Origin of the sequence: Verrucosispora sp. WMMA2044 (assembly GCF_027497155.1) — a bacterium.
Classification (GTDB): domain Bacteria; phylum Actinomycetota; class Actinomycetes; order Mycobacteriales; family Micromonosporaceae; genus Micromonospora; species Micromonospora palythoicola.
On the sequence record NZ_CP114913.1, the window covers coordinates 4,472,479 to 4,486,975 of the forward strand.

Below are 14,497 nucleotides of genomic sequence, written 5' to 3' on the forward strand. Positions count from 1 at the left end.
GTACCGTAGCGTACGTTACGGTAACGACCGTTACGGAAAGGCTGGCAGGTGCTCACCATCGATCGCGAACCCTGGGACTCGACCGACGCCACCCGGCTCCGCGCCGCCCAACGGGCCGAACTCGACGCCCGCTACGGCTGCGACGACCACGAGCCGGGCGAGGAACCCACGGCCGAGACGGTGAGCGTCTTCCTGATCGCCCGCGACCCGGACGGCACCGCCGTCGGCTGCGGCGGCCTGCGCTTCCTCGCCGCCGGTTCCGCCGAGATCAAACGGATGTACGTCAGCCCGCCGGCCCGGGGCACCGGCGTCGCGACCGCCGTCCTGCGCGCCCTCGAACAGGCCGCCCGCGCCGCCGGGGTACGCACTCTGCTGCTGGAGACCGGCACCGCCCAGCCCGACGCGATGCGCTTCTACGAACGGGAGGGCTACCGGCGCATCGACAACTTCGGGCCGTACCGGGGCGAGCCACTCTCCGTCTGTTACGCCCGCGACCTGCCGTGACAGCCCGGTCCGCCGCCCGCCCCCGTGCCGGACGACGGACCGGGCCCCGGCGGTCACCCCTGGTGGCAGCGACCGCAGACGCCCCGACGACGCAGGTGGTACGCGTACGTCGCGGCGCCGAGCGCGAGCCCCCAGAGCGGGAAGAACATCAGCGGGAGACCCGCCGCGCTGAGCCCTCGGCCGGGCTCCCAGAACTCGGGCAGGCTCAGTGCGTTCAGCCCGGCCGCGGTGGCCAGGACCGCGACCGCCGTCGCCGGGATCACGGCCAGCCGCACCGGCACCCGCCGCCCGGCCAGCCCCACCATCCAGCGGGGGAACCGCTCACCCCAACGTTGCACCAGACCCAGGGTCAGCACCGAGCCGACGGTGGCGAAGGCACCCAGCCCGGCCCCCGCCCAGACGGCGCCGCTGTCGCGCAACTCGGCGAGGTCGTCAGCGGAGAGGCCGAGCGGGATGCCGGCCAGCCAGGCGAACCGGGTCAGCGCGTACCCGACGGGGATCACCGCCGCCACCCAGACGGCCCACCGGCCCCAGCGGGCGGCGGCCGCCGGGGTGGCCCACCCCCGGTCGGTGCCGTCGCGGCCACACGCCACACAGCGACCGGCGGTACGCCGCTGCCATTCCAGCAGCACCCCACTCAACAGCACCCCGCCGCACATCGCGGCGACGCGAGCGGCCAGCGGCCAGGTGAACACGTCGGCGTAGTCCACCGGCGGCCAGCCGAACGGCGCGCCGATCAGCAGCATCGGCGCGTACCCGAGCAGGGCCAGTACCTGCACGCCGGGCACCACCACGGCCAGCAGGAACGCGACGGCCCAGCCGTAGCCGAGCAGCAGCACCCGCAGCGGGCCGCTCGGCGTGGTCCTGCGGCTGACCAGGACCAGGGCAGCGGCGGTGAGCAGCATCCCGGCGAAGAACGGCGGCCCGGCCTCCGCGGGGAGCAGCCGGAGCAGGGTCGAGTCCCGCTGCGGGTCGTCGGCGCCGAACGGGTAGCCGGTGCCGGTGCCGGCCGCCACCAGGGCGAGCAGGCCCCACAGTCCGAGCCAACCGGCGACGAGTGGGGCGAGCAGGCCGGCAGGACCGGTCGTCTCGCGGTGTTCGGGTAGGGCTACGTTCGTCATGACCCCAGCCTCGGCCGGGACGCCCGCCCTGCCCTCCCGGGTGGAGGGGAATCGTCTCCCCCTCCCGGGGGACACCTCAACCGGCCGGCGTGACGAACCCCGACTCGTACGCGGCTATCACCGCCTGGGTGCGGTCACGCACCCCGAGCTTCGTCAGCACGTTGCCGACGTGCGTCTTCACCGTCTCCACACCCACCACGAGTCGGGTGGCGATCTCCGGGTTGGACAGTCCGGCGGCCATCAGCCGCAGCACCTCCGCCTCCCGTTCGGTGAGCCGGGCCGCCCGCAGCCCGTCGGCGTTCCGCCGCCCGTACGCCCCGACCAGCCGGCGGATCGCGGCCGGGAAGAGCAGCGACTCGCCGCGCGCCACCACCCGTACCGCCGCCACCACCTCGGCCGGCCGGGCCCGCTTGAGCAGGAACCCGCTGGCGCCGGCGCGCAGCGCGTCGTAGACGTACTCGTCGTTGGCGAAGGTGGTGATGACCAGTACCCGGGGCGGCTCGGCGGAGGTGGCCAGCAGGTGTCGGGTGGCCTGGATGCCGTCGATCCCGGGCATTCGCACGTCCATCAGCACCACCTGCGGGCGGTGCCGGGCGACCAGCGGGGGCACCTCCGACCCGTCCGCGGCCTCGGCGACGACCCGCAGGTCCGGCTGGGCGTCGAGGATGGTCCGCAGCCCGATCCGGACCAGTTCGTCGTCGTCGACGATCAGCACGTCCACGCTCATCCGTCCGCCCCGATCGGCAGTCGCACCCGAACCCGCCACACTTCTCCGTCCACTCCGGCGGTGACCCGGCCGCCCAGCAACAGCACCCGCTCCCGCATCCCGATCAGCCCCCGCCCACCGCCCGGCGCCGCCGCACCGCCGGACGCCGACCGGGCCACCGCGTTGATCAACTCGATCTCCAGACCGTCCGGCGACACGTCCACCCGTACGGTCACCGGCCCGTGGCCGTGCCGGGCGGCGTTGGTCAACCCCTCCTGCACGATCCGATAGCCCTCCCGCGAGACCACCGCCGGCAGGGTGTCCAGCGAGCCGCGACTGCGGCTGCGCACCGACGTGCCGGCCGACCGGGTGTCGGCGATCAGTTCGTCCAGGTCGGACAGGGTCCGCTGGGGAGCGGCAACCGATGGTTCGCCGGTCTCCCGGAGCAGCCCGAGCACGTGGTCGAGATCGTCCATCGCCCGCCGACCGGTCTCCTCGATGGCGGCCAGCGCCCGGCGGACGAACTCCGGGTCGCCGTCGAGCACCTCGCGAGCGGCACCGGCCTGGAGGGTGGCGACGGTGAGCGCGTGGCCGACCGAGTCGTGCAGTTCCCGAGCCAGCCGGTTGCGTTCGGCCAGCCGCGCGGCCCGGGCCTCCAGCGCCGCGATCCGCTCGGCCGACGCCGGTCCCAGCAGCGCCGGGGCCATCGACGCGGCCAGCGCACCGAGCCCGGCCACGGCGTAGCCGAGCGCGACCAGCACGAGCACCCCGACGAGGGTCAACCAGCCGCCGTCCCGGCCGTCGAACGGCCCGAACCGCTCGGCACCGGTGATCCCGACGTCCACGCCCGCCTGGGCGGCGATGAAGGCCAGGGCCATCGGCACCGCGCTGAACAGCGCGGCCACCACCAGCGCGCCGCTGGTCAGGTGCAGTCCGATCCAGAGCGCGGCGCGCAGCCGGGTCTCCCGGTCGAGCCGGTGACCGGGCATGGGCTCGGGCACGTCGACCCCGAGCAGCCCACGGACCGCGGCGATCTCCAGTGCCCGGCTACCGCCGAGGAAGATCGGTACGACGGCGATGGTGGCCGCCGGCACCAGCAGCACCAGGACCAGCAGCCGGGGCGGCCCGGGGGTGGTGAACATCTGCGCGAAAGCCACCCCGAGCAACGCGTACGGCAGCGCGAGAACCCCACCGAGCAGCAGGAACACGCCGCGCCGCCAGGTGGAGCCGGCGACCAACGGACGCAGCGGCGCGGGACATTCCATCGCCCCATGATGCCGATGCCCCGCCGGCCGGTCACCGCGACCTGGGGTACGACAGCGCTCAGCCGCGCATGCGGGACCTGATCAGCTTCGGTACGGCCGCGAGCCCGGTGACCGGGCGGAACGCCCGGGCCGCGTTGACGAGCGCCGCGTACTCGTCGTCGGTCAGGTCGATCTCCGCGGCAGCGGCGTTGCGTTCCAACTGCTCCACACTCGACGCACCGGGGATGGCCACCACGTTCGGGTGACGCAGCACGTACGCCAGGGCGATCTGGCTCGGCGTCGCGTCGTGCGCGGCGGCCACCTGCCGCAGCGTCTCGATCAACGCGCCGCCGCGTGCCAGGTTCTCCGGCAGGAAGTACGGGTTGGCCCGACGGATCGCGCCGACCGGCGGATGGTTCGCGTCGTACCGCCCGGACAGGAAGCCCTGCGCCAACGGGCTGTACGCGATCACCAGCCGACCGGCCTGTTCGGCGTACCGGAGCAGATCCTCCTCCGGCTTGCGGTCCAGCATGCTGTAGCGGACCTGGTTGCTGAGCACCCGCCGGCCCAGTGCCGCCTCCGCCACCTGCCAGCGGCGCAGGCTGTAGTTGCTCACCCCGACCTCGGCGACCAGCCCGACGTCCTGCAACACGCGCATCCCGCGCATGGTCCGGTGGTCGCTGACCACCGGGTTGGGCTGGTGAACCTGGTAGAGATCGATGGCGGTGACACCGAGCCGGGCCGCCGAGGCCACCGCCCGCTGCTGCACCACCGACGCGACCGGCAGCACCGGCAGGATCTTGGTGGCGATGGCCACCTTGTCCCGGTCGGCGGCCAGTGCCGCGCCGAGGAGCCGTTCACTGCGACCGAAGCCGTAGATCTCGGCGGTGTCGAAGAGGGTCACGCCCAGCTCGACGGCGCGCCGGACGATGCTCGCCGCCAGCCGCTCGTAGTCGGGGCCGTATCCCCACTCCCGCGAACCGAACTGCCACGTACCGAGACCGATCCTGGACAGAGGCTTCGCAGTGTCGAGCCGCACGTAACGCATACCTCGACGCTACCCGTCGCGGCGCACCACGGCCGCAGCTCAGGCCAGCGACCGTACCTCGGGATATGGTCATGATCGTGACTTACCTCGCCGCCGACACGCGCTACGACCAGATGACCTACCGGCGCAGCGGAGCCAGTGGGCTTCGGTTGCCCGCGATCTCGCTCGGCCTGTGGCACAACTTCGGGCCGGACCGCCCGTTCGAGCGCCAGCGGGACATCGTCCGACGCGCCTTCGATCTCGGCGTCACCCACTTCGACCTGGCCAACAACTACGGTCCACCGCCCGGCTCCGCCGAGGAGAACTTCGGCCGGATGCTCGCCGGCGACCTCGGGCCGTACCGCGACGAGCTGGTCATCTCCAGCAAGGCCGGCTACCTGATGTGGCCGGGCCCGTACGGCGAGTGGGGTTCCCGCAAGAACCTGATCGCCTCGCTCGACCAGTCGCTGCGCCGGCTCGGCCTGGACTACGTCGACATCTTCTACAGCCACCGGTACGACCCGGACACGCCGCTGGAGGAGACGATGGGCGCTCTCGACGCCGCCGTCCGCTCCGGCAAGGCCCTCTACGTCGGCATCTCCAACTACACCTCCGAGCAGACCGAGCGGGCCGCGGCGATCCTGCGCGACCTGGGCACGCCGCTGCTGATCAATCAGCCCGCGTACTCGATGTTCAACCGGTGGACCGAGCAGGACGGGCTGCTCGACACGTTGGAGCGGGTCGGTGCCGGCTGCATCGCCTACAGCCCGCTGGCCCAGGGACTGCTCACCGACCGCTACCTCGACGGCATCCCGACCGACTCCCGGGTGCGCACCAGCGTCTTCCTCAACGAGAGCGACGTGAGTGAGCAGCGGCTGGCCACCATCCGTGGACTGGCCGCCATCGCCGAGCGCCGGGGCCAGTCCCTCGCCCAGCTCGCGCTCGCCTGGGCGCTGCGCGACCCCCGGATGACCAGTCTCATCATCGGCGCCAGCAGCGTTTCCCAGTTGGAGGCGAACATCGCGGCCGTGGACAACCTCGACCTGACCGCCGAGGAGCTGGCCGACATCGACGCCCAGTTGAGCTGACGGGCCGAGGACCCTGCCCCCGGTCGGTGTCCGGCTCTAGCGTGAAGGGTGGAGGTGGGCCATGCGAGTGACAGTGTTCAGCACCAAGCCGTACGACCGGACGTTCCTCAGCGAGGCGAACGCCGCAGCCGGTCACGAGTTGACCTTCCTGGAACCTCGGCTCACCGCGCAGACCGCCCGGCTGGCCGAGGGGTCGGACGCGGTCTGTGCCTTCGTCAACGACGACCTCTGTGCCGAGGCGCTCGGCCAGCTCGCCGACGTCGGCGTCCGGGTGGTGGCGTTGCGCTCGGCCGGCTTCAACAACGTCGACGTGGTCGCCGCCCGCAAACTGGGGCTGACCGTGGTGCGGGTGCCGGAGTACTCACCGCACGCGGTGGCCGAGCACACCGCCGGCCTGATCCTCTCGCTGAATCGTAAGATCCACCGCGCCTACAACCGGGTACGCGAACACAACTTCGCCCTCGCCGGCCTGCTCGGCTTCGACCTGCACGGCCGTACGGTCGGCATCGTCGGCACCGGGCGGATCGGCGTCTGCGTCGCCCAGATCATGGCGGGTTTCGGTTGCCGGGTGCTGGCCAGCGACCCGTACCCGAACGAGGCGGCCGTCGCCGCCGGGGTGGAGTACGTCCCGCTGGAGCGGTTGCTCACCGAATCGCACATCGTCACCCTGCACTGCCCGCTCACCCCGGACACCCGGCACCTGATCGACGCCGACCGGATCGCCCTGCTCCGCGAGGGCGTCATGCTCATCAACACCGGCCGGGGGGCGCTGGTGGACACCCGGGCCGTGATCGACGGGCTCAAGAGCGGCCGGATCGGCTACCTCGGCCTCGACGTGTACGAGGAGGAGAGCGAGCTGTTCTTCGAGGACCGCTCCGAACGGGTCCTCGGCGACGACGACTTCGCCCGACTCACCACCTTCCCCAACGTGCTGATCACCGGTCATCAGGCGTTCTTCACCGAGGACGGCCTGCACAACATCGCCGAGACCACCCTCACCAACCTGACCACCGTGCAGAACGAGGGCCCCGACGCCGTCCCCGCCCCGGCCCGGGTCTGCTGACCCCATCCAACGCGCGAACCTCGCACTTCCGGTCGCCGAGATGCCGTGATCGGCGTGGCGACGCGCCGACACATTGAGTGATCTGTCCGAAACTAACCGTTGAGCTGTCGATGGACAGACACACACGAGAGTGGATCAAACTGGTCGATATAGCTTGCCCATCGGAAGCGTCCAGCTTCGATGAGGAGGGCTCTCGTGACGTCCGTACCGACCAGCAGAACCCGACCGGGGATCATCCTCGCGATCGGGATCACCACCGTCCTGGCGGCGGCGCTCGCCGCCGCGCCGGCCACCGCCGCGCCGACCGCCGAGGCTCCGACCACCGCCGCCCGCACCGAGGCGCACGGCGCGATCGCCGACTCGGGCGCCGTACCCGCCGCCGCCGCGCTGCCCGCGGCGCAGCGTGGCCTCGACGGCGTACGGGGTTCCGGCACCTCCGCATCGGTCGGCACCGGCAAGGCCGGGCCGGGCGGCAGCCGCTTCGACGTCGGCGCTCGCCCGGTCGCGTCCGACGGCGACTCGATCGGCATCCAGAGCGTCATCGGCACCGACAACCGGGTCCGGGTCGACCCGACCACCGTCTTCCCGTCCAGCGCCATCGTCCAGATCGTCCGCACCACCAACGGCACCACCTGGGGCTGCACCGGCTGGCTCTACGGTCCGAGCATCATCGCCACCGCCGGGCACTGCGTGCACCCGGGTGGCGGCCAGAACGGCGGCGGTGGCAACAACTTCTACCCGCGCGGAGACTTCCAGATCATCCCGGGCCGCAACGGGACGTCCACGCCGTACGGCACCTGCACCGCCACCCAACTGCTGTCGGTCAACGGCTGGACCCAGAACGGCGACGAGACGTACGACTACGGAGCCATCCGGCTGAGCTGCGCCGCCGGCAACAGCACCGGCTGGTTCGGCATGTGGTGGCAGAGCGCCTCGCTCACCGGCACCGCGACCACCGTCAGCGGTTACCCGTGCGACAAGACCTTCGGCCAGCAGTGGCGGCACGCCGGGCAGACCGTCACGGCAACCCACACCCGGCAGGTGTTCTACCAGAACGACACCTTCGGTTGCCAGAGCGGCAGCCCGGTCTACCAGACCCGGGCCGCCGGCAGTTCCTGGTGCGTCGGGCAGTGCGTGATGGCGATCCACGCGTACGGCCTGCACGGTTCCTCGCCCCACTCCACGAACAACCACGGCACCCGGATCACCGAGAGCGTCTTCAACAACCTGATCACCTGGCGTGACAGCTGACCCGAGTCACCCGTGCGGGTGGGTGTGCGTCCTGCCGCCCACCCGTACGGAACCGACGGCATTCCGAACACGTCCCAGCTACTGTCCGTCATCACACGTGAGGGGGCAGTCATGAGCAGGACGCGTCTCGGGGTGCTCGCTCTCCTGATCGCCGCGCCGTTGCTGATCGGGGCGAGTCTGCTGGTCTTCGGCGGCGACGACCCGGTCTCCGACGACGGGCCGCCACCGCCGCCGGGCAGCACCAGCCCGGCCGGAACCGTGACCGGCACCGTCACCACCCCGGCGGGCGAACCGGTACGCCAAGCGCCCGTGCAGGTCACCGCCCTCGACGAACCGGCTCCGGCGATCCCCGAGATCGGCGTGCTTACCGGCGACACCGGCCGGTACGAGTGGCGACTTCCACCCGGCCGCTACGAGATCACAGTCAGCGTTGGCGAGCAGCACAGCACTACGCAGACCACGACCGTGACCGCCGGCCAGGTCACCCGACTCGACTTCACCCTTCCCTGAAACAGCGTCCAGCGTGGCCCGAGCACCCGCCCGGTTGCTTCGGGCACCAGGCCAAAGCGGTCAGGGGTAGAGACTGGGCGTCAGGCAGCTGGCGAAGATCAGTGCGAGCACCCAGTCGAGGTTCGACGGCAGGCACAACCGGACCAGAAAGCCCGGCCGCCGCCGGACCGGGCGCGGATCACGACGGCGGGGCGGCCCGAGGTGGCGATCCAGGTCCGGTCTGAAGTACTGCGACAGCGCGCACTTGAGGGCACTCACCAGAAACATTCCCAGCGCGAACATGCCCACCGTCACGGCGACCGTCATGACTGCCTCGTGCCCGGGATTGCTGGCGGTGGGATCCGATCGAAGCAGCGACGCGACGATGTACACCGCCAGCGGGACCATGCTCAGCCCGAACCACGCCTCGAAGCGGAAGAGGTTCGCCATCTCGGCGTCCCCACCGGAGGGCGGCCAGTCCCGGGCATGGCCGCGCACCTCCTCCACCGTCCAGACAAACCGCTTGTCGCGGTTGGCCAGACGCACCAGCAGCGGCGCGACCAGGACCACAAGCGGCCGCCCCAGATCCCGCAACTGCCGGCGCGCCGGCCCACGCTCGTGCGTGAGATTGTCATCCATCAGCCCAGCAACCAGCCACCCGGCACCTTGAGATTCTGGCCCCTCGCCGTGGCGCGGGGCGGCCCCGCCGGCCCTGCGCGACACCGCAGCGGCCACGTCGTCCGATCCGACAGATTCTCAGCCGTTCCGTCAACCAATCCGAGCAGGCGAGCGGCCCGGTTGGCAACCTCGAACCGCCCACGACGGGCTGAGCTGCCGAGATAACGCTCTCACGAATCGGGCTGGAGTGCTTGACGCGCCGTTCGAGCAACCGCAACGATGTATGCACATGCCTCACGCTCGCACCGGCGACGGCGCGTTGAGCGGGCCACGAGCATGCTCGGCACACCACCTTCACCCCCACCAGGCGTGATCGGCGCACGCCGTCCTCGAAAGGACCCACCGTGCGCAGATCTCTGCGATCGTGGCTCGGCGCCGTAGTGAGCGCGATCCTCGTGGCGGGCGGCATCGTCGTCGCGCCCCCTGCGGCCAGTGCCGCACCGTTCACCGTGCTGGTCTTCAGCAAGACCGCCGGATTCCGGCACGGATCCATCGTCCCCGGCATCGCCGCCATCCAGCAGCTCGGCGCGGCGAACGGGTTCACCGTCGAGACCACCGAGGACGGAGCCCAGTTCACCGACGCCAACCTGGACCGCTTCGCCGCGGTGATCTGGCTGTCCACCACCGGTGACGTACTCAACGCCAGCCAGCAGGCCGCGTTCGAGCGGTACATCCAGGGCGGTGGCGGATACGTGGGCGTGCACGCCGCCGCCGACACCGAGTACGAGTGGCCCTGGTACGGCGGGCTCGTCGGGGCGTACTTCGCCTCGCACCCAGCCAACCAGACCGCGACCATCAAGGTCGCCGACCAGGTGCACCCGTCCACCGCCGCGCTGCCGCAGCGCTGGAACCGGTTGGACGAGTGGTACAACTACCGCACCAACCCCCGGGGCAGCGTGCACGTGCTGGCCACCCTGGACGAGAGCACCTACAGCGGCGGTGGCAACGGGTACGACCACCCGATCTCCTGGTGCCACAACTACTCCGGCGGCCGGGCCTGGTACACCGGCCTCGGGCACACCGACGAGTCGTACGCCGAGCCGAACTTCCGTACCCACCTGCTCGGCGGCATCCTGAGCGCGGCCGGCGCGGCCGAGGCCGACTGCGGCGCTACCGTGACCAGCAACTTCCAACAGGTCGAGCTGGCGAAGGGTGCGGCCGAGACGGGCGAGCCGATGAGCCTCACCGTGCTGCCGGACCGGGGCGTGTTCCACACCTCCCGCAACGGCGTCATCCGGCACACCGACGCGGCCGGCAACACCAAGGTCGCCGCCACGCTGCCGGTCTACACCGGCGACGAGGAAGGCCTGCAGGGCATCAAGGCCGACCCGAACTTCGCCACCAACCGCTGGGTGTACGTGTTCTACGCGCCACCGCTGGACACCCCCGGCGGCGGGGCGCCGACCACCGGTACGCCGGCGGACTTCGCCCGGTGGAACGGCGTCAACCGGCTGTCCCGGTTCACCGCCAACGCGGACAACACCATCAACCTGGCCAGCGAGACACTGATCCTGGACGTGCCGACCAGTCGTGGCATGTGCTGCCACGTCGGCGGCGACATGGACTTCGACGCGGCCGGCAACCTGTACCTGTCCACCGGTGACGACACCAACCCGTTCGAGTCGAGCGGCTTCACCCCGATCGACGAGCGGGCCGGCCGCAACCCGGCCTTCGACGCCCAGCGCACCGCGGGCAACACCAACGACCTGCGCGGCAAGGTGCTGCGGATCAGGCCGAGCGCAGCCGGCGGGTACACCATCCCGGCCGGGAACATGTTCGCGCCGGGCACCGCGCGGACCCGCCCGGAGATCTACGCGATGGGCTTCCGCAACCCGTTCCGGATGAGCGTGGACAAGGAGACCGGCGTCGTCTACCTGGGTGACTACGGTCCGGACGCGGGCACCGCCGACCCCAACCGGGGCCCGGCGGGCAACGTGGAGTTCGCCCGGATCGACCGGCCCGGCTTCTACGGCTGGCCGTACTGCACCGCCCGCAACGACGCGTACAACGACTACACCTTCCCGTCCGGTCCGTCCGGCCCGAAGTTCGACTGCGCCAACGGGCCGGTGAACAACTCGCCCAACAACACCGGTCTCACTCAGCTGCCGCCGGCCATCCCGGCCTGGCTGCCGTACGGCGGTTCCGGGTCCCCGCCGGAGTTCACCGGTGGCGGTCTGTCCCCGATGGGCGGCCCGGTGTACCGGTTCGACCCGGACAGCACCTCGGACGTGGCCTTTCCGGAGTACTACGACGGGACGTACTTCGCCGGCGAATTCGGCCGCCGCTGGATCAAGAACATCAAGCTCGACCCGGCCGGCCAGCCGCTGAAGATCAACCCGTTCCCGTGGACCGGCACCCAGGTCATGGACATGGAGTTCGGCCCGGACGGCGCGCTCTACGTGCTCGACTACGGCACCGGCTGGTTCAACGGCGACGCCAACTCGGCCCTCTACCGGATCGAGTACGCCCGCGAGGGCAGAGCCCCACGCGCGGTGGTCTCGGCCACCCCGACCAGCGGCGTCGCACCGCTGACCGTGCGGTTCTCGTCGGCCGGCACGCTCGACCCGGACGGCGACCCGTTCACCTACGCCTGGGACTTCGACAACAACGGCACCACCGACTCGACCGCGACGACCCCGACGTTCACCTACACCGCGAACGGCACCTTCAGACCGACCCTGACCGTCCGGGACAGCACCGGCAAGGTCGGTACCGCGAGCACCGTCATCACGGTCGGCAACAGCGCCCCGGTGGTCACCGTGAACATGCCGCTGAACGGCTCCACCTTCACCTTCGGCGATGCCGTACCGTTCAGCGTCACGGTCACCGACGCGCAGGACGGCCCGATCGACTGCGCCCGGGTGAAGGTGAACTACGTCCTCGGTCACGACTCACACGGCCACCAGATCAGCAGCGTGCAGGGCTGCTCCGGGGTCATCCAGACCTCGGTTGACGGCGAGCACGACACCGCGGCGAACATCTTCGGCATCATCGACGCCGAGTACACCGACCTTGGTGGCGCCGGTCAGCCACCGCTCACCACGCACACCCAGGCCGTGCTCCAGCCCCGGGTGCGTCAGGCCGAGCACTTCGGCGACTCGTCCGGCATCCAGGTCGTCACGCCGGGCAGCGCGAACGGCGGCGCGGCGATCGGGTACGTCGACAACAACGACTGGATCTCGTTCCACCCGTACAACCTCACCGGCATCCAGTCGTTCAGCGCCCGGGTCGGTGCCCCGGCGGGCGGCGGTGGCACCCTCGAACTGCGGGTCGACTCCCCCACCGGACCGCTTGTCGGCCAGGCGACGGTGGTACCGACCGGCGGGTACGCCACCTTCGCCACGGTCACCGGCGGGATCACCGCCCCGACCGGTACCCGCACCCTGTTCCTGGTCTTCAAGGGCACCGGACCGTACTTCGACATCGACGAGTTCACCCTCTCGACCGGCCCCGGCGGCGGCCCCGGACCCGGCCCGGACCCGGGCACCAACCTGGCCCGGAGCAAGCCGGCCCGCGCCTCCAGCATGCAGGACGCCTTCGTCGCCGCCAACGCGTTCGACGGCGCTCTCGGCACCAGGTGGGCCAGCGCGTTCAGCGACCCGCAGTGGATCGACGTGGACCTCGGTGCCACGTACAACATCAACCGGGTCAAGCTGACCTGGGAGGCGGCGTACGGCAGCGGGTACCAGATCCAGACCTCGCCGGACGGGGTCAACTTCACCACCATCCGCACCGTGACCGGCGGCGACGGTGGCGTGGACGACCTCACCGGCCTGACCGGCTCCGGCCGGTACGTCCGGCTCACCGGCACCACCCGGGGCACCGGCTGGGGCTACTCCCTGTTCGAGTTCGAGGTGTACGGCGGCACCAGCGGGCCGCCGCCGGGCACCAACCTGCTGTTGAACAAGCCGACGCTGACGTCCAGCAGCGAGGGAGCCGGCATGTCCGGCGCCCAGGCGGTGGACGGCAGCCTCACCACCCGCTGGTCGTCGGCGTTCGCCGACCCGCAGTGGATCCGGGTCGACCTCGGCAGCCCGACCGCCATCGGCCGGGTCAAGCTGAGCTGGGAGGCGGCGTACAGCAGTTCGTACCGCATCCAGACCTCCAACGATGGCACCACCTGGGTCGACGTGAAGACGGTGACCGGGGCCGATGGCGGGGTGGACGAGCACACCGCACTCGGTGCCAATGGCCGCTACCTGCGGATCTACGGCACCGCCCGGGGCACCGCGTGGGGTCACTCGCTCTGGGAACTGGAGGCGTACGCCAGCTGAATCGCACCACCACCGACGTGGCGATGCCCCCGTCCAACCCGGACGGGGGCATTCACGTCGAACAACCACCGGTTCGCACAGTGGTGCGGTCGGTGGAGCCGAGGGGACTCGAACCCCTGACCCCCACACTGCCAGTGTGGTGCGCTACCAGCTGCGCCACGGCCCCTTGTCGTCGCACCCGGTCCCCCGGGCACTGGGAGAACTATACACACGCCCGTCGGCATGGTCATCTCGCGGGGGTGCCCGCCGACGCCGGTCAGTTCAGCGCAACGTCGGGCGGGAAGTGCGCGACCGCGGCCATCATGCCGCCCTGGCGGCGCAGCACCATCGGCCAGAGATCATCAGGTCGGTCGACGAACGCGTCACCGGGCAGCGCGTCGAGCACGAACCAGGACCCGTCCTCGATCTCCTGCTCCAGTTGGCCGGTGCCCCAGCCCGCGTAGCCGGCGAAGACCCTGATGCTCTGCACGTTCTCCCGTAGCCGTTGCGGGTCCACCGACAGGTCGAGCGTGCCCACCGCGCCGGAGACCTGGTGGAAGCCTTTGAGGCGGCGCACCGGCGACCGCAGCCGGGCCAGGCAGATCGCGGAGTCGGGCTGCACGGGGCCGCCCTCGAACAGCACCGCCGGGTGGCGAGCCAGGTCACCCCAGTCGCGCAGCACGTCCGCCACCGGCACCTCGGTGGCCCGGTTCAGCACCACCCCGAGCGCGCCGCCGGGCTCGTGCGCGACAAGCAACACGACGGTACGGTCGAAGTTCGGGTCCTTCAGCGCCGGTGTCGCCACCAGCAGCTTCCCGGTCATCGACTCCGTCGCCTGCCCGCCGATCGCCTGCCCCTCTCCCTGCATCACGCCTACCCGTCAGTCCTGCACGGGGAGGCGCAACCGGTGACACTCGTCGACGGTTAGCCCAACCGGTGACATCCGCGCTGTCATCGCCATGCCTGGCACCATAGCTTGCGCCCCCGATCCAGGCGAAGGTCTGACGGTCGGGTGATCGACAGACGGTCGGCTGGGCCGGGCCATGGCGAAATGCCCTTTGCTCCCGAGTCAC

12 protein-coding genes and 1 tRNA gene are annotated in these 14,497 nt (G+C 71.1%); 6 read left to right on the forward strand and 7 right to left on the reverse strand.

The features are described 5' to 3' along the window. Positions 1-48 precede the first annotated feature (48 nt). Entirely contained in the window at positions 49-504 is a 456-nt protein-coding gene (locus O3597_RS20290; RefSeq protein WP_281602083.1) for a GNAT family N-acetyltransferase, read from the forward strand. 53 nt (positions 505-557) lie between these two features. On the opposite strand, the gene O3597_RS20295 is transcribed toward O3597_RS20290, so the two are convergent. The 4 genes from O3597_RS20295 to O3597_RS20310 all read right to left on the reverse strand — a co-directional run bounded on the left by O3597_RS20295 (position 558) and on the right by O3597_RS20310 (position 4,623). After that, positions 558-1,625, reverse strand: coding sequence for a hypothetical protein (locus O3597_RS20295; RefSeq protein ID WP_281602084.1), 1,068 nt, complete (start codon positions 1,623-1,625; stop codon positions 558-560). Positions 1,626-1,701: 76 nt separating this feature from the next. Beyond that, a complete protein-coding gene (locus tag O3597_RS20300; RefSeq protein ID WP_281602085.1) occupies positions 1,702-2,352 on the reverse strand; it encodes a response regulator transcription factor in 651 nt (216 codons plus the stop codon). Continuing rightward, complete coding sequence (locus tag O3597_RS20305; RefSeq protein WP_164449946.1) at positions 2,349-3,596, reverse strand: histidine kinase; 1,248 nt, start codon at positions 3,594-3,596, stop codon at positions 2,349-2,351. The genes O3597_RS20300 and O3597_RS20305 overlap by 4 nt, the downstream gene beginning before the upstream one ends. A gap of 58 nt (positions 3,597-3,654) precedes the next feature. Beyond that, positions 3,655-4,623: an aldo/keto reductase gene (locus tag O3597_RS20310; protein WP_281602086.1), complete on the reverse strand. Its 969-nt coding sequence runs from the start codon at positions 4,621-4,623 to the stop codon at positions 3,655-3,657. Between the two features lie 71 nt (positions 4,624-4,694). Here O3597_RS20310 and mgrA point away from each other — a divergent pair, with 71 nt between their 5' ends. From mgrA to O3597_RS20330, 4 genes are all read left to right on the forward strand, one after another. Continuing rightward, a complete protein-coding gene (gene mgrA, locus O3597_RS20315; RefSeq protein WP_281602087.1) occupies positions 4,695-5,690 on the forward strand; it encodes an L-glyceraldehyde 3-phosphate reductase in 996 nt (331 codons plus the stop codon). Positions 5,691-5,751: 61 nt separating this feature from the next. Beyond that, positions 5,752-6,753 carry a 2-hydroxyacid dehydrogenase gene (locus O3597_RS20320; RefSeq protein WP_281602088.1) on the forward strand — a complete coding sequence of 334 codons (1,002 nt, stop codon included), beginning with the start codon at positions 5,752-5,754 and terminating at the stop codon, positions 6,751-6,753. 195 nt (positions 6,754-6,948) lie between these two features. Continuing rightward, positions 6,949-8,004, forward strand: a complete 1,056-nt coding sequence (locus O3597_RS20325; RefSeq protein WP_281602089.1) for a trypsin-like serine protease — start codon at positions 6,949-6,951, stop codon at positions 8,002-8,004. A 111-nt stretch (positions 8,005-8,115) separates the two neighbouring features. After that, positions 8,116-8,514, forward strand: coding sequence for a carboxypeptidase-like regulatory domain-containing protein (locus O3597_RS20330; RefSeq protein ID WP_281602090.1), 399 nt, complete (start codon positions 8,116-8,118; stop codon positions 8,512-8,514). Between the two features lie 60 nt (positions 8,515-8,574). Here the strand turns inward: O3597_RS20330 and O3597_RS20335 are convergent, their stop codons facing one another. Further along, entirely contained in the window at positions 8,575-9,228 is a 654-nt protein-coding gene (locus tag O3597_RS20335) for a hypothetical protein (RefSeq protein WP_281602091.1), read from the reverse strand. 287 nt (positions 9,229-9,515) lie between these two features. Between O3597_RS20335 and O3597_RS20340 the strand changes: the two genes are divergently transcribed. Continuing rightward, positions 9,516-13,445, forward strand: coding sequence for a ThuA domain-containing protein (locus tag O3597_RS20340; RefSeq protein ID WP_281602092.1), 3,930 nt, complete (start codon positions 9,516-9,518; stop codon positions 13,443-13,445). A gap of 93 nt (positions 13,446-13,538) precedes the next feature. On the opposite strand, the gene O3597_RS20345 is transcribed toward O3597_RS20340, so the two are convergent. Both O3597_RS20345 and O3597_RS20350 read right to left on the reverse strand, forming a co-directional pair. After that, a tRNA-Ala gene (locus tag O3597_RS20345) sits at positions 13,539-13,611 on the reverse strand. Positions 13,612-13,701: 90 nt separating this feature from the next. Next, on the reverse strand, positions 13,702-14,292 hold the full coding sequence (locus O3597_RS20350) for a YqgE/AlgH family protein (protein ID WP_164449939.1): 591 nt from the start codon (positions 14,290-14,292) through the stop codon (positions 13,702-13,704). Between the last annotated feature and the right edge of the window lie 205 nt (positions 14,293-14,497).